Origin of the sequence: Enterobacter sp. CP102 (genome assembly GCF_025152625.1) — a bacterium.
GTDB classification, from domain to species: Bacteria; Pseudomonadota; Gammaproteobacteria; order Enterobacterales; family Enterobacteriaceae; genus Enterobacter; species Enterobacter soli.
In genome coordinates this window covers 3,898,939-3,915,368 of sequence record NZ_CP104014.1, presented here as the reverse complement: position 1 = coordinate 3,915,368, position 16,430 = coordinate 3,898,939, and the positions used below count along the sequence as shown (strand labels likewise).

At 54.9% G+C, this 16,430-nt stretch carries 14 protein-coding genes and 1 tRNA gene; 11 read left to right on the top strand and 4 right to left on the bottom strand.

The window, feature by feature from the left end; translation table 11 throughout:
- The first annotated feature begins 266 nt into the window (after positions 1-266).
- A complete protein-coding gene (locus N1249_RS18415; RefSeq protein ID WP_259831912.1) occupies positions 267-1,679 on the top strand; it encodes a helicase/relaxase domain-containing protein in 1,413 nt (470 codons plus the stop codon).
- A gap of 41 nt (positions 1,680-1,720) precedes the next feature.
- Positions 1,721-2,671 (top strand): site-specific integrase, encoded by a 951-nt coding sequence (locus N1249_RS18410; RefSeq protein WP_259831911.1) that lies wholly within the window; start codon positions 1,721-1,723, stop codon positions 2,669-2,671.
- A gap of 275 nt (positions 2,672-2,946) precedes the next feature.
- Here the strand turns inward: N1249_RS18410 and N1249_RS18405 are convergent.
- Positions 2,947-3,022: transfer RNA gene (locus N1249_RS18405), tRNA-Phe, on the bottom strand.
- A 95-nt stretch (positions 3,023-3,117) separates the two neighbouring features.
- Positions 3,118-3,831, bottom strand: a complete 714-nt coding sequence (locus N1249_RS18400) for a DUF554 domain-containing protein (protein ID WP_259831910.1) — start codon at positions 3,829-3,831, stop codon at positions 3,118-3,120.
- A 399-nt stretch (positions 3,832-4,230) separates the two neighbouring features.
- Here N1249_RS18400 and N1249_RS18395 point away from each other — a divergent pair, with 399 nt between their 5' ends.
- Positions 4,231-6,366 (top strand): ornithine decarboxylase, encoded by a 2,136-nt coding sequence (locus N1249_RS18395; RefSeq protein ID WP_259831909.1) that lies wholly within the window; start codon positions 4,231-4,233, stop codon positions 6,364-6,366.
- Positions 6,367-6,441: 75 nt separating this feature from the next.
- Here the strand turns inward: N1249_RS18395 and N1249_RS18390 are convergent, their stop codons facing one another.
- Together N1249_RS18390 and N1249_RS18385 are read right to left on the bottom strand one after the other, a co-directional pair.
- The gene (locus N1249_RS18390) at positions 6,442-7,134 is read right to left on the bottom strand and encodes a response regulator (RefSeq protein WP_259831908.1); all 693 of its coding nucleotides are present in this window, start codon (positions 7,132-7,134) and stop codon (positions 6,442-6,444) included.
- Positions 7,124-8,761, bottom strand: coding sequence for a sensor histidine kinase (locus tag N1249_RS18385; protein WP_259831907.1), 1,638 nt, complete (start codon positions 8,759-8,761; stop codon positions 7,124-7,126). The genes N1249_RS18390 and N1249_RS18385 overlap by 11 nt, the downstream gene beginning before the upstream one ends.
- A 345-nt stretch (positions 8,762-9,106) precedes the next feature.
- Here N1249_RS18385 and N1249_RS18380 point away from each other — a divergent pair, with 345 nt between their 5' ends.
- The 8 genes from N1249_RS18380 to citG are packed head-to-tail and all read left to right on the top strand — an operon-like array spanning position 9,107 to position 16,421.
- The gene (locus N1249_RS18380) at positions 9,107-10,468 is read left to right on the top strand and encodes a 2-hydroxycarboxylate transporter family protein (RefSeq protein ID WP_259831906.1); all 1,362 of its coding nucleotides are present in this window, start codon (positions 9,107-9,109) and stop codon (positions 10,466-10,468) included.
- 17 nt (positions 10,469-10,485) lie between these two features.
- Positions 10,486-11,349 carry a fumarylacetoacetate hydrolase family protein gene (locus tag N1249_RS18375; protein ID WP_014071717.1) on the top strand — a complete coding sequence of 288 codons (864 nt, stop codon included), beginning with the start codon at positions 10,486-10,488 and terminating at the stop codon, positions 11,347-11,349.
- 13 nt (positions 11,350-11,362) lie between these two features.
- Positions 11,363-12,388: a [citrate (pro-3S)-lyase] ligase gene (gene citC / locus N1249_RS18370; RefSeq protein WP_259831905.1), complete on the top strand. Its 1,026-nt coding sequence runs from the start codon at positions 11,363-11,365 to the stop codon at positions 12,386-12,388.
- A gap of 16 nt (positions 12,389-12,404) precedes the next feature.
- Entirely contained in the window at positions 12,405-12,698 is a 294-nt protein-coding gene (gene citD / locus N1249_RS18365; RefSeq protein ID WP_259831903.1) for a citrate lyase acyl carrier protein, read from the top strand.
- The gene (gene citE, locus N1249_RS18360; RefSeq protein WP_259831902.1) at positions 12,695-13,570 is read left to right on the top strand and encodes a citrate (pro-3S)-lyase subunit beta; all 876 of its coding nucleotides are present in this window, start codon (positions 12,695-12,697) and stop codon (positions 13,568-13,570) included. Before citD ends, citE begins: the two co-directional genes overlap by 4 nt.
- A 10-nt stretch (positions 13,571-13,580) precedes the next feature.
- A complete protein-coding gene (citF, locus tag N1249_RS18355) occupies positions 13,581-15,104 on the top strand; it encodes a citrate lyase subunit alpha (RefSeq protein WP_259831901.1) in 1,524 nt (507 codons plus the stop codon).
- A complete protein-coding gene (gene citX / locus N1249_RS18350) occupies positions 15,101-15,640 on the top strand; it encodes a citrate lyase holo-[acyl-carrier protein] synthase (RefSeq protein WP_259831900.1) in 540 nt (179 codons plus the stop codon). Before citF ends, citX begins: the two co-directional genes overlap by 4 nt.
- Positions 15,618-16,421: a triphosphoribosyl-dephospho-CoA synthase CitG gene (citG, locus tag N1249_RS18345; RefSeq protein WP_259831898.1), complete on the top strand. Its 804-nt coding sequence runs from the start codon at positions 15,618-15,620 to the stop codon at positions 16,419-16,421. Before citX ends, citG begins: the two co-directional genes overlap by 23 nt.
- Positions 16,422-16,430 lie beyond the last annotated feature (9 nt).

The window sequence follows — 16,430 nt, the reverse complement described above, 5'->3', positions numbered from 1 at the left end:
CTGTGAACTGGTCCTGAAGGATTAATGCAAGTTCGTTTTGTTTACTCAGGTACTCAGGCTTTTGCCTTGCAAAAAACAATAGCCCCCATAGCGTAGCCTCAATTCAGGATTAGGTTATAGGGGCGGTGATGTGGGGGCTAAAGTGGTTAACAGGTCTGGGCCAGTCAGGCAGGGAAGAACAAACCGTCAGAGTCAGGTCTTCCGTACAGCCATCACAGGCGGGAGACTACAGGAGCGTGCGGCCCGGTCAGGCACTGCTGGAAACAGTGGAACGACAGAAACTCATCAGGATGCTGAGGGAGAATTGCCCGCTGTCACAGGCAGCCTGTGATGAATTCTGGTTAAAACCGCTTCAGCAGCTGGCGGGACGTGTTCAGGAGATACCGGCAGCATGGGTCGGGCAGTACTCTTCTCCCGGGGGCTTTATTGACCTCAGCCTGTCAGTGGCTGCAGGTTCAGTCAGGCTGGTTCGTGGCATGATGTTACCTCCGGGAGCTACACCTGAAGAACAGTCAGAACAGGGGCCAGCCTGGTTATGTGCCGTATTCTGGGCGGGACTTTTTCATCACCTGGACTGGCTGTCGCAGGTAGAAGGTAGTCTGGCGGGGGGTAAACCCTGGTATCCGGGCATGGAAATGCCAGGGGCTGGCTGGCGGGTTCGTCCACGTCAGGGAAGCGCGGGGGCGATGAACGGTATGTACATTGCCAGCAGGTTAATCCCGGACATTGCCGCAGTCTGGCTGCAGCGCTGGCCTGCGATTTCCGGCGCGCTTTTTTTGTATCTCAGTGGTCAGAAAGCACAGTCAGGCATTCTGAACAGTATCATCAGTGATGCGCTTGCCAGTGTTGCTTTTACTGCAGGAGCCGTGCCTGTCCCGGTACCTTCAGCAGTGGTATCTTCTTCACCGGTCAGTGGGCTGCATGATCATGAAAAAACAGGGGAAAACAGCCTCCCAGATTTAATAGACGATGATATGAAACAATCGTCCAGTAACAAAAATATAACACCGGTTCCTGACTCCATTGAGCCTGCATCAGCGGGTTACGATGCAAACCAGACCCGGACAAATAATGCTGCTGCCGGGGGCGTTACAGAGCAGGTTACATTGCTGTCGGCATTTGATAATCGCGATACTGAGACCCATGAGGGTAAAGCTGAAGAATCCGACACGGATGGATCAGTATCGACTACAGAGCTTTTGAGTGTGCTTGATCAGATGTCCGGTTCCCCGGCTTCCGGCACCACAGTACCTGTTAAAACAGAGCCGGCAACGAAAGGTGATGCAACGGTCGTGCAGGAAAGCAGTAATCCAGGGGAAGCGTTTCTGACCTGGCTTAAATCTTCTGTCCTTGATGGAACGGTCAGTGTCAATGAGCGCGACAGCTTCGCTCATATTCTGGCTCAGTTTGTATTTATTGTATCGCCGGAGTGTTTTTATAAATATTTATCGCTGAGCAGTAATACGTCAGTCGATAAAACGGAACTGCAAAAAAGTTTTGAAACGCTCGATGCTCATTATTCACGAAATGGTAAAGGCCTGTGGCATTACCATAAATACGATATGCCGGACAAAAGCGGTCGTTATACCAAAATGTCAGGTTATATGCTCAGTGCTGACATTATTTACAGAAAGGGAACCTGTCCACCGGACAGTGTATGGCTTGCACGAAGAAATTAATGCTGTTGCATTAAATTAAAATAACAATAAACGAGGTGAATATGAACAATGCATTTGAGGAAGTGCTGGATGACTATTTTTTCAGTAAATCTTTACGTCCGGCAACGGAGTGGAGTTACAGGAAGGTGGTCAGGTCATTCATGTCCTATACCGGTGACGGTATTTCACCTGAGCAGGTTGACAAGAAGCTTGTTTTAACGTGGCGACGGAAAATTATCCAGGAAGATGGGCTGAGCAGAATAACATGGAATAATAAAGTGACCCACATGAGGGCTATTTTCAACCATGTTATTAATAATGGGCTGGTATCCATGCGGGAAAATCCGTTCAATGGCGTGATTACCCGACCCGATGTGAAACGTAAAAAAACGCTGACCGATGTTCAGATGAATAAAATCTATCTGTACATGGAGGCCAGAGAGCAGGACGAGCGGCTGGGACTGATGGGGGCGAAGAACGCCTTACGGCCAGTCTGGTTCTGGTTCACGGTACTGGATACACTGAGGCGGACAGGTATGCGTCAGAACCAGCTGCTGCACATTTGCCTGGAAGATGTGAATTTTGAACACTGGTGGATTAACCTCCGACCAGAGGGAGCCAAAAACCATAAGGAACACCGGGTTCCCATTACTGAGAGCCTCCGTCCACGGCTCGAAAGACTCTACAATCTTTCTCTCGAACGTGGGGCGAAAATGCAGGATCAGTTATTCAATGTAGCCCGCTTTGATGGCCGGAAGAATCAGGTCTCCAGCAACATGGATCACCCGCCACTACGTGCATTTTTCAGGAGACTGTCGCGAGAGTGTGGTTTTGCTGTCAGTCCACACCGGTTCCGCCACACCATCGCGACAAACCTGATGAGGCTACCGGATCGTAACTTGAAAATGGCGCAGGACCTGCTGGGCCATTCCACGCCGGCAGTCACGCTTGAGTATGTTGAAAGCGATCTGGATAAGGTCAGGGATATGCTTGAGGAGCTGGATACAGCATGAGACTAATCTTAAGTTAAATCTAAGTCGATGATATTAAAAATAGAAAAAAATGGGGTGTTTGATTTACAAAAGATTGACACAAGGAGGATCTGAAGGTAAATACGTTCGTGGGGTAAATTGTGGGCGTGAGAAATCCAGAGGATGCGATAACATCCTCTGGATTTAAGTCCCGTGTTCAACTGATGCGGTAACACAAATACCATCATCATGCCGTCTGGGGACTACTGTCTTGCCCGTTAAGGATCTCATCTCTTAACGAACAGGCTCTGAAGAAGTGGTGCCCGGACTCGGAATCGAACCAAGGACACGGGGATTTTCAATCCCCTGCTCTACCGACTGAGCTATCCGGGCAACGGGGCGCATTAAACCCGATCCACCTTCTGCCGTCAACGAAATTTGTTGTTTTCGTTACAGACTGCACACTCTCTCGCCAGTTTGCGGCCATCTCAGGCGAAAAAGTGCGTCCAGAGTGCAGAAAGCGGCATTGCTATCAGCAGGGCAGGCAGCATATTCACTACCGCGAACATTTTAATCCCGCAAATCCGCAACCCGGTTGCCAGCAGCAGCAAACCGCCCACGGCGGTAAAATCTGCCATCATCGCCGGAGTGGTCAACGGCAGGATCAGCGTCGCACAGGTTGCCAGCGCCAGCTGGATCAGCAGCATCGGCACGCAAATCGCTGCCACGGCGATGCCGAGAGTGGTCGCAAAAATAGTGGCGGTAAAGAAATCCAGAAATGCTTTAGCAATCAATATACTGGGGTCTCCTGTCATCCCTTCCTGCATCGAGCCGAATATCCCCGTCCCGCTGGCGCAAAACAGAATAATTATCGCGACATAGTTTTGAATAAACGACTCGTGGTTGCCGTGCTTCGCTTTGCCCGGGCGCGTAATCAGGTTCTTCGCTTTACTTACTGCGTTGTTGATCCCTTTTTCCAGATAGCAAAATTCGCCAATCAGCGCGCCGAGCAGGGTCGCGAGCACCATCACCGGCAGGTTGGCGCATTTAATGACCAGCAGAATACCAATACCTAACGATGCAAGACCAAAAATGGAAGGCATGGAGATGCGAATACGCTCCGGTAACCGCTGGCTTAATACGGCACCAAGTACGCCGCCCAGTAATACGGCACCCGCATTAATAAAAGGACCGATAACCAAAGTAAGCTCCTGTTATTTAATCATTGATATTGCATTATTATTGCACGGACTCGCTAACAAAGGCTTAGCTTTAGATGATTAAGTGCATAATGATTCCTTCTTGCACCCTAAAATAAAAGGTGACATGATTGCGCGAATTTTCTCCTCTTCTGATACGGAGCCGCCAATGTTGACACTGCTTACCGCTGCGCGAATGCCTGTCCGTATCACGTTATTCTACTCTTGTCTCACCGTGCGGTGAGGGTAACGCTGGCTCACTGCAGGACAACAGTAAAACCAGACGCGTTCTGATTTTACTGATGTCTGGCGGTCGGAGCTGATTCCGATCAGACACATTCGTTGGGCAGGGTATTTACCCTGTCCGGGGCCTTTTCTCCCCTGAAACGGGTATTTGCGCTTATGAAATCAATGAAAATTGCCGTCAGCCGCGAGCTGGTGTCCACCGTGTCTACTCACCGCGAAAAGGTGACGCTGGACAATACCGATTTTACCGACGTGGCGGCAGTCGTCATTACGGTCGCTGAGAGTTGCAGCGGCATCCTTGCGTTACTGAAGCGTACCGGCTTCCAGTTACCGGTGTTTATGTTCTCACAGGAGCCAACGGATGTTCCTGATGGCGTGACGGCAGTTATTGCCGGTAAAGCACAGGAGTTTCTGGAACTGGAAACGGCCGCCTGTCGATATGAAGAGGATCTGCTGCCGCCGTTTTTTGACACCCTGAGTCAGTATGTGGCGATGGGGAACAGCACGTTTGCCTGCCCGGGGCATCAGCATGGCGCGTTTTTCAAAAAACACCCCGCGGGACGGCAGTTCTATGATTTCTTCGGCGAGAATGTGTTTCGCGCCGATATGTGCAATGCCGATGTGAAGCTCGGCGATCTGTTAATTCACGAAGGTTCTGCCAAGCACGCGCAAAAGTTCGCGGCGAAAGTCTTTAATGCGGATAAAACCTACTTCGTGCTCAACGGAACATCTGCCGCCAACAAGGTAGTCACCAACGCGCTGCTGACCCGTGGCGACCTGGTGTTATTCGATCGCAATAACCATAAGTCCAACCACCACGGTGCACTGATCCAGGCCGGTGCTACGCCTGTGTATCTTGAAGCGGCGCGTAACCCGTTCGGCTTTATCGGCGGTATCGATGAGCACTGCTTTGACGATGGGTATCTGCGAGAGCTGATCCGCGAGGCGGCGCCGGAAAAGGCCGATGAGGCACGCCCGTTCCGCCTGGCAATCATTCAGCTTGGCACCTACGATGGCACGATCTACAACGCCCGTCAGGTGATCGACAAGATCGGCCATCTGTGTGACTACATCCTGTTTGACTCCGCCTGGGTAGGTTACGAACAATTTATCCCGATGATGGCGGAAACGTCTCCGCTGTTGCTGGAACTCAACGAGAACGATCCGGGCATTTTCGTGACCCAGTCTGTGCACAAGCAGCAGGCCGGGTTCTCTCAAACCTCGCAGATCCATAAAAAAGACAACCACATTCGCGGTCAGGCGCGTTTCTGCCCGCACAAGCGGCTTAACAACGCGTTTATGCTGCACGCCTCGACCAGCCCGTTTTATCCGCTGTTCGCAGCGCTTGATGTGAATGCCAAAATTCATGAAGGCGAAAGTGGTCGCAGGCTCTGGGCGGAGTGCGTGGAGCTGGGTATTGAAGCGCGTAAGGCGATCATTGCGAACTGCCATATGATCAAACCCTTTATTCCGCCTGTGGTGGCAGGGCGTCCGTGGCAGGATCACCCGACATCCGCCATCGCCAGCGAGCGTCGTTTCTTCAGCTTTGAGCCAGGCGCGAAGTGGCATGGTTTTGAAGGCTATGCCCGTGAGCAATATTTTGTCGATCCCTGCAAGCTGCTGCTGACCACTCCGGGTATTGACGCGGAAACCGGTCACTACACTGAGTTTGGCATCCCCGCGACCATCCTCGCGCACTACCTGCGTGAAAATGGCATCGTGCCGGAGAAGTGCGATCTGAACTCGATCCTGTTCCTGCTGACGCCTGCCGAAAGCAGCGAGAAGATGGCGCAGCTGGTGGCGATGCTGGGGCAGTTTGAACAGCACATTGAAGATGACACCCCGCTTGCGGACGTGCTGCCGACTATTTATCAGAAATACCCGGTGCGCTATCGCGACTACACATTGCGTCAGCTGTGTCAGGAGATGCACGATCTGTACGTCAGTTTTAACGTGAAAGATCTGCAAAAGGCGATGTTCCGCAAAGAGAGCCTGCCTGCGGTAGTGATGAACCCGCAGGATGCTAACCAGGAGTACATTCGCGGTAACGTCGAACTGGTGCGTATTCGTGATGCCGAAGGGCGCATTGCGGCTGAAGGGGCGCTGCCGTACCCGCCGGGTGTGCTGTGCGTGGTGCCTGGCGAAATCTGGGGTGGGGCAGTGCAGCGTTACTTCCTGGCGCTGGAAGAGGGCGTTAACCTGTTACCGGGCTTTTCGCCGGAGTTGCAGGGCGTTTACAGCGAAAAAGACGCCGACGGGATCAAGCGGTTGTATGGGTATGTGTTGAAGTAACCCCTCTCGCTAACGTAGGCCGGGTAAGCGTTAGCGTCACCCGGCGTTTTGCCCGGTGGCGCAAGCTTACCGGGCCTACAATACTGCCCGTTTATACATCCTCCTCGGATGCCCAATCTTGCCGTACAGCATTTCCACACTCAAAAACCCCGCCTCCACGCAGTGCTCCAGATAGCGCCGGGTTGTCGTTTTACTCAATCCCGTCTCGGTCACCACCTCGTCAACGGAAAAAAAGTGGGCCGATTTTTGGTTAAACAGGCTCTGCACCAGCGCCAGCGTGTTCTCTTCAATACCTTTACTGCCATTATCCTGGCGATAGTTTTTGGCCTGCAACTGATACAGCGAATCAACGTTCTGCTGATCGACAATCTTCCAGACCCGCTGCTGTTCGGCGAACTGCACAAAGCGTTCAAGTGACTGGCTGAGCCTTTTCCATGAGACGGGTTTCAGAATGTAATCAAACGCGCCGTTGCGAATGGCCTGGCTGCACGTGTCCATGTCGCTTGCGGCCGTGATGAAAATCACCGAGCAGTTGGCGCGGGTCAGCATCGGGTTACTGATAAGCGTGATCCCTTTGCCATCGGGCAGGTAGTTATCCAGCAGCATCAGCTGCGGCTGTTTGCTTTCGAGCTGCACCTGCGCGTCAGCCAGGGATGATGCAATACCCACCAGGCGCAGTCGCGGGTGTTTGCTGATAAGCTCGGCGTGGAGCTGTGCCAGCGCACTCTCGTCTTCAACAATCAGTACGTCGATAAGTTCATGTTGCATAATCGGTATCTTCCAGTTCCTGTACGGAACGCCGGGCGGCTCCCGTGGCGGGAATAAACAATGAGAAAATTGCGCCACGCGGCATGTTATCGGCAACTTCTATCGAGCCGCCAGCCTGCGTGACATAGCTTTCGATCAGGTACAGGCCAATACCATGATCGCCGCGTGTTTTGGTGGTGATGCCGCGCTCAAAAATCCGCTCACGGATCTCCGGCGTGATGCCCACGCCCTGATCGGCAACTTCAACGATCAGTTCCTGTTCGTTCAGTTTAATTAACACCTCCACCGGGGCGTGCGGCAGCGCAGAGCGTTGCGTCGCTTCGATGGCGTTATCCAGCAAATTACCAATGATTGAGATCAGCTCGGCTTCGTGCAGGGGCTGGAACACGGTGTCCATCCGACAGGCCGGATCGAAATTCAGCTCGACCCCTTTTTCACGTGCACGGGCTGTTTTACCCAGCAGCAGGCCGCACAGCGTGGGTGAGCTAAAGCGGGACGAAATAAAGTCCAGCAGCTCCTGGGCGTGTTCCGATTGCGCCTGAATGTAGCCAATGGCTTCTTCATAGCGGCCCATATGCAGAAGGCCAGAGAGCGTGGTCATGCGGTTAAGCTGCTCATGGCGCATAATGCGCAGGTTATCGACATAGCGTTTTACCTGGCTGAGCTGGGCGCTCAGGGTGTCTATCTCATTGCGATCGCGGAAGGTGATCACCCATCCCTGAAGCGAATTTTCCAGCATGATGCGGACCCGGCTGGCGATCACCGTGAGATCGTTAAAGCGGCAGATTTCATCGTGAGTGTCTTTCGCCAGCATGGTTTGTGGAGCGAAGAAGGGAACAGGATCGATAACCTGGCTAATCAGCTGGCCGCGCAGCTCCCGGGCGGGCTGGCTTAAACCCAGTAGCTTTCTGGCCGCCTGGTTGATCACTTCAATGCGCAGGTCATCATCGATGGCGATCACCCCTTCATAAATGGACTCCATCATCGCTTTTTGCTGGCGCACCAGCAGGCCGATTTCGCGTGGCTCCAGGGAGAAGATCTGCTTCTTTATACTGCGGGTGAAAAACCACGAGAAGATAAACAGGGCGATAAGCAGCAGCACCGCGGCAATCAGAATATTGACGACCTTATTCACTGTAATGGTATCGAGATAGCTGGTGAGATACCCCACCGAAACAATCCCCACCACCTGCCCGGCATCGTTAAAGATGGGCGCTTTGCTGCGCAGAGAAATGCCCAGCCCGCCTTTGCGAATGGTGGTAGTGCTTTTCCCCTGCAGCACTTCTTCGTTATCGCCGCCGACAAGCGTGGTACCGACCCGGTCAGCAAAAACGGAATGGAACAGATGCTGCCCTTTGTTATCGCCAATCACAATAAAACTGGCATCACTGTGGGCGGCTATTTTTTGCATAAAGTCATGGATTGACTTGATATCTTTTTGTTCGACTTCATTACGTAAAGTCGGAATAAGCGCAATTTCTTCAGCTTGTATTTTAGCGCGTGCACTCATTTCCTGATAAAGCTGTCTGCCAACGTCGACATAATAATATCCCCCCAGTAAAGTAAATAGCACTGAGAAAAAGGCTACCAGCGAAATAAACAGCTTAATCTGAAACGATACTTTCATAACTATCACGCAAGGTATCAATGAGAAGCGCCAATATATCATCTTTTCTCGCGCCAGCCCCCGGTTTGCCAAAAACTTGTGATCCCTTGCACAGCACGGCCTGTAAAAGATTTATCTGAAAGGTTTATCGCCCTGGAACGAAATTCATAAATGTTATTTGTTTGTTCAATTTAGAAAAGAAACCATAAAAACCACGGCGATTAATAAGGCATAAATCACACTAAATAAAAGAAACCATTAAAACCATAGCTGCCATTAAAACTTCGGTTTTAATATGCCATTCCTCACATAAAGTAAGCCTTTGTGACTTTAAGCTGAACGCACAAAATAACCAAGGGGCTTATTATGAGCACGACTGACGATTCTTTCTCTGTTACCCACGACCCGATTGATATTCAGCGACCATCGCTCAAGGAGCGCTGGTGGCATATTATGGATACCTGGAAAGTCGGGATTATTCCTCTGCCACTGTTTGTTCTGGCGGGCGCGCTGATTGCCATCGACTGTCTGGGTGGCAAACTGCCAAGCGACATCGTGGTGATGGTGGCGACGCTGGCATTCTTCGGCTTTGCCTGCGGTGAATTTGGCAAACGCCTGCCGATTATCGGCAAGCTGGGCGCGGCGGCGATTTGCGCCACCTTTATCCCGTCTGCGCTGGTCTATTATGGTCTGCTGCCGGACGTGGTGGTCGAATCCACAACCAAGTTCTACAAATCCACCAACATCCTCTATCTCTACATCTGCTGCATTATCGTCGGCAGCATCATGAGTATGAACCGTACGGTGCTGATTCAGGGCTTCCTGCGTATCTTCTTCCCGATGCTGTGCGGTGAAATCGTCGGCATGATTGTCGGGATGGGCGTTGGCCTGGCGCTGGGTCTTGAACCCTTCCAGATCTTCTTCTTCATTATTCTGCCAATCATGGCCGGCGGCGTAGGCGAAGGGGCTATTCCGCTTTCGATTGGTTATGCCACCTTGCTGCATATGGACCAGGGCGTTGCGCTCGGCCGCGTGCTGCCGATGGTGATGCTCGGCGGTCTGACGGCCATCATTATCTCTGGCTGCCTGAACCAGCTCGGTAAACGCTACCCGCATCTGACCGGTGAAGGCCAGCTGATGCCAAACCGCGCCAATGCTGATGCAACCGTGGCTCAGCCTGCGTTTTCTGGAAAAGCCGATGTCACCACTATTGCCTCTGGTGCGCTGCTGGCGGTGCTGCTCTACATGCTCGGGATGCTCGGCCACAAGCTGATTGGCCTGCCTGCACCAGTTGGCATGTTGTTTATGGCGGTGCTGGTGAAGCTCTGCAACGGCGCCTCCCCGCGTCTGCTTGAGGGCTCTCAGGTGGTATACAAATTCTTCCAGACCTCTGTGACCTATCCAATCCTCTTTGCCGTCGGTGTGGCGATCACCCCGTGGCACGAACTGGTGGCTGCGTTCACCATCAGCAACCTGCTGGTGATTGTGAGCACCGTCTCTGCGCTGGTCGCGACCGGGTTCTTCGTCGGTAAAAAGATTGGGATGCACCCGATTGATGTCGCCATCGTCTCTTGCTGCCAGAGCGGCCAGGGCGGTACCGGTGATGTGGCGATCCTGACCGCAGGCAACCGCATGAGCCTGATGCCATTCGCTCAGATTGCTACCCGTATTGGCGGCGCGATTAACGTCTCTGTCTCACTGCTGATTCTGGGCAACTTCCTCGTTTAAGTTTTCAGGAAAGAACAATGAAACTCGCAAGCTTTTTATACCAGGGTAAACGCAGCTACGGCATCGTGCAGGCCGAAGGTGTGATTGATTTAGGTCGCCGTCTGGGCGACCGCTACAGCGACCTTAAAGCGCTGTTGCAGGGCAACGGGCTGGCACAGGCCACCCGTTATCTCAACGATGCTGTGGATGTGCCGATGAGCGCCATCACCTTTTTACCGGTGATTGAGCAGCCGGAAAAAATCCTCTGCGTGGGCATGAACTATGCCGACAAGCGCAAGGAGTTCGACCAGCACAACCCGGCGCCAACGCTGTTTGTCCGCTTCCCGGATTCCCAGACCGGCCACAACGAGCCGGTGCTGAAACCGCGCCACTCCAGCGAGTTCGATTATGAAGGCGAGCTGGCGGTGATCATCGGTAAAGGCGGGGAGAACATCAGCCGCGACGACGCCCTGCGTCACGTGGCCGGTTACAGCTGCTACATGGACGGTTCAGCCCGCGACTGGCAGCACACCTGGTTTACCGCCGGGAAGAACTGGCGTCAGACCGGGGCGTTCGGCCCGTGGATGGCCACGGCGGATGAAATTCCTGACCCGCACCAGTTAGCGATCCGCACCTGGCTGAATGGCCGCATGGTGCAGGAAGACAACACCAGCAGCATGATCCACAAGGTGGCGGAACTGATCGAGTACATCAGCACCTTCACCCGACTGAGCCCGGGCGATGTGATCATCACCGGCTCCCCGGGTGGCGTAGGTAAAAAGCGTAACCCACCGCTGTTTATGAAAGAGGGGGATCGCATTGAGGTGGAGATCGAACATATCGGCCATCTGAGTAACGTGATCATGGAAGCGCCAGCGACCACGCTTGCGGCAGCACATTAAGTAAGGCGGCAGTATGCAATCGCAACCCACTATCGATTTTCGTCTGACTGACGTGGCGAAACACCCGGAACGCTTAAGCCAGATCCGTTATTTACTGGCAGACAGCGGTCTTGGCCTGGACAGCGACATTACGTTGTTTGTTGAGGCCTGGGCCGGAATGCAGCTGGTGGGTTGCGCAGGCCTTGCCGGTAACGTCATCAAATGCGTGGCGGTAAACGAGCAGCTTCGTGGTGAAAACTTAAGCGCGCGGTTACTGGCAGAAGTAGAGAACGCGGCGCTGGCGCGCGGTCACTTCCATCTCTTTCTGTGCACGCGTCCGTGCAATAAAGAGCGCTTTTCCCGCAGCGGCTTCTGGCCCATTGCCCAGAGCGGTAACAACGCCGTGCTGATGGAAAACACGCCGCAGGGCATTGAGCGTTACTGCCGTACGCTTAGCGCTAAGCGCAAGTGTGGCGAGAAGGTGGGGGCGATTGTGATGAACGCCAACCCGTTCACCCTTGGCCACCGCCATCTGGTGGAACAGGCCGCGCAGCAGTGCGATGTACTGCATCTGTTTGTGGTGCGTGAAGACGCGTCGTTCTTCCCGTTCAGCGCACGTCTGGAGATGGTGCGTGCAGGTGTGGCGAATCTGCCAAACGTGATGGTGCATGAAGGCTCGCAGTACATCATTTCCCGCGCGACCTTCCCGGCCTATTTCCTGAAAGATACCGGCAAAGTGCAGCAGGCGTGGAGTGAAATCGATGTGTTGATCTTCCGGGATCACATCGCGCCAGCCCTGGGGATCACCCACCGGTTTATCGGCTCAGAACCGTTTTGCGATATCACCCGTCAGTACAACCAGACGCTGCACGCGCTGCTTTCCTCCCGCATCGGGGTGGTGGAAATGCCGCGCATCAAGGCCACCGGCAACGCCATTTCAGCCTCGGAAGTACGCCGCTTACTCAAGACACAGCAGTTTACCCGGATCCGGGAGATTGTCCCGGAATCCACTTTCGCGCATCTCGAAGCGCACTACAGTGCACGCGCGGAAGTCGCATAACTCTCAGGAATTTATCATGAAAATTGTAAGGGAGGCGCTGGCCGGAACGCAGGAGTCCAGCGACCTGATGGTGAAAATCGCTCCCGCTCACGGCGAGCTGGAGATTGTCATCCACAGTGAAGTGATCAAGCAGTTTGGCGAACAGATCCGCCAGGTCGTCGATGAGACATTACGCGCGATGAACGTGCAGCAGGGATTGATCATCGTTGAAGATAAAGGGGCGCTGGACTGTGTGATCCGCGCCCGTCTGCAAAGCGCGATTATGCGCGCCTCAGAAGAACAAACCATCAACTGGGGGGCGCTGAAATGAGCAAACTCCGTCGCAGTATGCTGTTCCTGCCTGGGGCGAACGCCGCCATGCTCTCAACGGCGTTTATCTACCGTCCTGACTCCATCATGTTCGACCTTGAAGATGCGGTGGCGCTACGCGAGAAAGACACCGCGCGCCTGCTGGTCTTCCACGCGTTACAGCACCCGATGTATCAGGATATCGAAACCGTGGTGCGTATTAACCCACTGAGCACGCCGTTTGGCTTGCTGGATCTGGAAGCCGCCGTGCGTGCCGGTGTGGACGTCATCCGTCTGCCGAAAACCGATACCCCTGACGATATTGCTGAACTGGAAGGCCACCTGGAGCGCATCGAGCGCGAATGCGGGCGTGAAGTGGGGTCGACCCGCGTGATGGCGGCCATTGAATCGGCGATTGGTGTCATTAACGCCGTGGCGATTGCCCGCAGTTCCCCGCGTTTAATCGGTATCGCGCTGGCGGCCTTTGACTACGTGATGGACATGCAAACCGAGCGCGGTGACGGCACCGAACTGTTCTACGCCCGTTGTGCCGTGCTGCACGCGGCGCGCGCCGCAGGCATCGACGCCTTTGATGTGGTGTGGTCAGACGTCAACGACGAAGCCGGGTTCCTGCGTGAAGTGGAACTGATCCGCAAGATGGGCTTTAACGGCAAATCGCTGATTAACCCGCGCCAGATTGACCTGCTGCACAACGCCTATGCGCCAACCCGGCAGGAAGTGGATCACGCCAGACGGGTGATCGAAGCAGCAGAAGAGGGCGAACGTAACGGCCTGGGCGTGGTATCGCTCAACGGCAAAATGGTCGATGCCCCGATTATTAACCACGCGCAGATGGTGCTGGAACGCGCGGCGGCCTCCGGCGTGCGTCGTTAAGGATTACAAAATGAATCAGACAGAACTTCTCCATGTGAATTTTCCCCATCTGCGGGCGTTAACATCTTTCGATACCGCCCACAGCACGACGCCGTGGCTGAACAGCCCGGAAGAGAAACATACCCGTAAGCTGTGCGCATCCGTTGAAGAGGCGGTGTTACGCAGCGGTTTGCAGGACGGCATGACCATTTCGTTTCACCATGCGTTTCGCGAAGGCGACCGGGTGATCAACACCGTGGTGGCGCTGCTGGCGAAGATGGGCTTCAAAAACCTGACCCTGGCCTCCAGCTCACTGATGACCTGCAATGATGCGCTGATTGAACATATCCAAAGCGGGGTGATCAGCCGTATTTACACCTCCGGGATGCGCGGCAAGCTGGCAGATGCCATCTCACACGGGCTGATGGATGAGCCGGTGCAGATCCACTCCCACGGCGGGCGCGTCAAATTATTGCAGGACGGGGAGTTGAATATCGACGTCGCGTTCCTCGGCGTGCCGTGCAGCGATGAATTTGGTAACGCCAACGGTACGCACGGGAAATCGAGCTGCGGCTCGCTGGGTTATGCCATGGTGGACGCCCATTTTGCCCGCAAGGTGGTGCTGCTGACCGAAGAGCTGGTGCCGTTCCCCAATATGCCCGCCAGCCTGGTGCAGGATCAGGTGGACTACATCGTGCAGGTCGAGAGCGTGGGCGACCCGGCCAAAATCAGCGTCGGCGCCGCGCGCGTGACCAGCAACCCACGCGAGCTGATGATTGCCCGCTATGCGGCGGATGTGATTGAACACTCCGGCTATTTCAAACCGGGTTTCTCCATGCAGACCGGCTCCGGCGCGGCGGCCACCGCCTGCACGCGCTTTATGGAAGAGAAGATGGAGCGCAGCGGCGTGAAAGCACGCTTTGCGCTCGGCGGCATTACCGGCAGCCTGGTGGATCTGCACGAAAAAGGGCTTATCGAAAAGCTGCTCGATACCCAGTGTTTTGACGGGCAGGCGGCGGCATCGCTGGCGCGCAACCCGAATCACGTCGAGATCTCCACCAACGTCTACGCCAACCCCGGCAGCAAGGCTGCATGTTGCGACCAGCTTGATGTTGTCATCCTGAGCGCTCTGGAAATTGACGTCGATTTTAACGTGAACGTGATCACCGGCTCCGACGGGGTAATGCGCGGGGCATCTGGCGGACACTGCGACGTTGCCGCGGCGGCGAACCTGACGATTGTGGTAGCACCGCTGTTGCGTAGCCGCATTCCGACGGTGGTGAAGCGCGTGACCACCCGCCTGACGCCCGGGGAGAGCATCGATGTGTTAGTCACTGACCACGGTATTGCGGTCAACCCGGCGCGCCCGGAGATCCGCGAGCGTCTGCTGGAAGCCGGGCTGAAAATCGTCGATATCGACGCGCTGTACGAGCGGGCTATCTCGTTGACTGGCGTGCCAAAAGCGATTGAATTTACCGACAAAATTGTGGGTGTGATCCGCTATCGCGACGGCAGTGTGATCGACACCGTCAGACAGGTGAAGGAGTCATCATGACAACAGTGACACCCGTGCAGGCGGGTGTCAGCCTGGAAGCGTTGCTGGCGGCGAAAGAGCGCCGCGCGGCACGCCAGGCTGACTGGCTTGCGCACTATCAACAACCGGTGATTTCTCTCACCCTGGTCACACCGGGTGAAATCAAAGACAGCCTGCGTTATCGCAATACGATGGGCGTGGCGCTCCAGATGTGCGACCAGCTGCTGTGGGAGAACCGCTGGCAGGTGCTCGACCGTCAGGTTTTATGGCTGCCGACAGGGCCAGAGGCACTGTGGTGCGTGGCCCATCAGGCGGCGGAAATGAAAGCCCACTGTGCAGAGCTGGAACAGACGCATCCGCTCGGCAGGCTCTGGGATCTGGATGTGATTTGCCCGCATAACGGCCATGTTGGCCGGGTATCGTTAGGCGCAAATCTGCGCCGCTGCCTGATTTGTGACGAGCCCGCCCACGCCTGTTCCCGTTCGCGAAATCATCCTGTTGAACAGGTGACGGCTCGCGTGGAGAAGATGATTGATGACTGGTTTGCTCGCGACTAAACCGCGCCCGTGGGATATGCCCGGGCTGGCGGAAGAGGCGCTGTGGCAGGAGCTGGAGCTGACGCCCAAGCCGGGGCTGGTAGACAAGCTTAATAACGGCTCCCATCGCGATATGGACCACGCTCTGTTTGTCCGCAGTATTGCGGCAATTACGCCATGGTTTACGCGCTTTGCCGCGCTGGGTGATGCCCATGCAGATAAGCCTGTGACAGAACAGTTGCGCCTTATCCGCCCGATGGGGATGGCCTGTGAACAGGCGATGTATACCGCAACGGGCGGAGTGAACACCCACAAAGGCGGGATTTTTGCTCTCGGCCTGCTCTGTTTTGCCTCCGGGCGGGTGAAAAACGTGAGCGCAGAGAGCCTGTGCTGTGAGGTGAGTAACATCTGCCGTGGGCTGGTGGCGCGGGAGCTGGCAGGGCGCAGCGGACAGGCGACAGCGGGGGAGCGGCAGTTTCAGCAGTATGGGTTAACCGGCGCGCGCGGTGAAGCCGAAAGCGGTTTTTCCACGGTACGCAACGCGCTGGCGAAGTGGCGCGGACGTTCGCTTCATGAGCTGCTGTTAGGCCTGATGGCGATAAATCAGGACAGTAACCTGGTATCGCGCGGCAGTATCGACGGGCTGCGCTACGTGCAGGGCTACGCGCGGGAATTACTGAGCAACGGCTGGGATCGTGATGCGCTGCTTAAAATGGATAACGCATTAATTGAACGGAACCTGAGCCCGGGAGGCAGCGCAGATTTGCTGTCGGTGGGGTGGGTGCTCTCGGCAATAAAATAGCCGGGTGGC

Excerpts from the sequence above, each read along its gene's own strand:
- N1249_RS18390 (WP_259831908.1), bottom strand. The coding sequence starts at position 7,134 with ATGCAACATGAACTTATCGACGTACTGATTGTTGAAGACGAGAGTGCG.
- N1249_RS18385 (WP_259831907.1), bottom strand. The coding sequence starts at position 8,761 with ATGAAAGTATCGTTTCAGATTAAGCTGTTTATTTCGCTGGTAGCCTTT.
- citG (WP_259831898.1), top strand. The coding sequence starts at position 15,618 with ATGACTGGTTTGCTCGCGACTAAACCGCGCCCGTGGGATATGCCCGGG.
- N1249_RS18395 (WP_259831909.1), top strand. The coding sequence starts at position 4,231 with ATGAAATCAATGAAAATTGCCGTCAGCCGCGAGCTGGTGTCCACCGTG.
- citE (WP_259831902.1), top strand. The coding sequence starts at position 12,695 with ATGAGCAAACTCCGTCGCAGTATGCTGTTCCTGCCTGGGGCGAACGCC.
- citC (WP_259831905.1), top strand. The coding sequence starts at position 11,363 with ATGCAATCGCAACCCACTATCGATTTTCGTCTGACTGACGTGGCGAAA.
- N1249_RS18410 (WP_259831911.1), top strand. The coding sequence starts at position 1,721 with ATGAACAATGCATTTGAGGAAGTGCTGGATGACTATTTTTTCAGTAAA.
- citX (WP_259831900.1), top strand. The coding sequence starts at position 15,101 with ATGACAACAGTGACACCCGTGCAGGCGGGTGTCAGCCTGGAAGCGTTG.
- citD (WP_259831903.1), top strand. The coding sequence starts at position 12,405 with ATGAAAATTGTAAGGGAGGCGCTGGCCGGAACGCAGGAGTCCAGCGAC.
- N1249_RS18375 (WP_014071717.1), top strand. The coding sequence starts at position 10,486 with ATGAAACTCGCAAGCTTTTTATACCAGGGTAAACGCAGCTACGGCATC.
- citF (WP_259831901.1), top strand. The coding sequence starts at position 13,581 with ATGAATCAGACAGAACTTCTCCATGTGAATTTTCCCCATCTGCGGGCG.
- N1249_RS18380 (WP_259831906.1), top strand. The coding sequence starts at position 9,107 with ATGAGCACGACTGACGATTCTTTCTCTGTTACCCACGACCCGATTGAT.